Source organism: uncultured Flavobacterium sp., assembly GCF_963922255.1.
GTDB lineage: Bacteria > Bacteroidota > Bacteroidia > Flavobacteriales > Flavobacteriaceae > Flavobacterium.
Map to the genome: position 1 here is coordinate 1 of NZ_CAWUIC010000048.1, position 1,513 is coordinate 1,513.

1 protein-coding gene is annotated in these 1,513 nt (G+C 31.4%); it reads right to left on the reverse strand.

Annotation, left to right across the window (positions count from 1 at the left end; all coding sequences use genetic code 11):
* Positions 1-238: 238 nt before the first annotated feature.
* Entirely contained in the window at positions 239-1,381 is a 1,143-nt protein-coding gene (locus AABJ49_RS14295) for a hypothetical protein (RefSeq protein ID WP_338378970.1), read from the reverse strand.
* Positions 1,382-1,513: the final 132 nt, after the last annotated feature.

Below are 1,513 nucleotides of genomic sequence, written 5' to 3' on the forward strand. Positions count from 1 at the left end.
TCAATTTGTTTCCTAAAATTTTAAAGAAAAAGCTTGCTTTTTGACACAGTACCTAAGCGTAGTGCGGAGGCAAGGAAACCTTTCGTTTCCGTCTGCGCACGAAGCTAAAGCTTTTGGTTTAGTTTTATTTTTTCTTGTCCAAAGCTAAATCCATAAGATTTAGCGACTTTATAAATATACACAGACCTTTCGTTTTAGCCCTAAAGCCCGCATTACGTTTAGGCATTGTTAGCAAATGTTATTTAAGATTCAGTGGCGGAGGTGGAGGTGGCGGCATTTTATAACCATATGATTCCATAACCTTTTTTGTTTCGGACATGTAATTTTTATATTGGCTCAACCACCATTTCTGAATCTCCAAATCCTCGCTAAGTAATTCTACATCTTCAAATTGAATTTTATCTCCTTCTTGATTCAAGGAAACTTTGGAAATGAGCACAAAATAATAATTACCTCTAGAGAAATTTTCACTTTTCACTTTCTCTAAAATTTCACTGGCAAAAATTGTCAATTCAAAATGATTCTTAGAATCTGTTTCACGAAATACGGGTGTTATGTATTTATGTTGATTTAATTCGTTGAAATTATTATTTCTGTCTGTCAAATATTTTCCAATTTTTTTCTCTATAACTGATTTTTCGATTCCAAGTTTTTCAACTAAGGCATCATAGTCTATATGAATAAAATCAGAAATTAGAACCCTGACTTTTTTTAATAACATATCGAATTCCAATTGATTTAACTGTCCATCCAATTTACCAATCGAATTGTCAATTTTTTTTTCTTTGGTTACAGTAATGTCAGTGCCGATATTACTTTTCTGATTATTCATTGCCATTTTGAAATAAATATCACAGTGATTCATTAAAACGGCGTTCAAGTCATTATAGAATTCATCTCCTCCAAATTGTCCATATTCTTTTTCAATAAGTCTTTTCTCAGTTGTAACAATTTCAAATATTTTATCATCGACTAGTTTATTTAACTTATCATAATCGTCTAACTTTTTTTCTTCCATTAAAGAGCAAACTTTTTTGGCGACATTCATAGTTGATTGTTTGCTTGAGTCATAAGTGATCTGCGAAATTTTTTGGGATATTTTCATAAACACAGGACAATCTTCAATGGCTTTCAATGAAATTTTTTGACCAATTATTTGAGCAATTTCAGTATCATTCTTGTTAGGATAGGTTTTGCTATAGTTTTTTTTTAGTGAAGAAACCTTACTATCATATTTTTGATAGATTCCATTTGATTTTAGCTGAAGATGGTCGAATAATTCTGTTTTTGATTTATTGATATCGGATTCTTGGAATTCAGAGCAAAGTTCCTTGGATAAAAATGCTAAATCATCTTCTTGGCAAAATCCAATTAGTGGCATGAAGATTAGAAAAAGTATAGAGGTTATTCTTTGAGTCATAATATTTGCTAACGTTCAAGCTATGAGTAGTGCGGAGGCAAGGAAACCTTTTTGTTTCCGTCTACGCACGTAGCAAAAGCTTTTTGTTTTGTT

What these genes read in the sequence shown, in the direction of transcription:
- AABJ49_RS14295 (WP_338378970.1), bottom strand. Translation starts at nt 1,381, where the DNA reads ATGCCACTAATTGGATTTTGCCAAGAAGATGATTTAGCATTTTTATCC.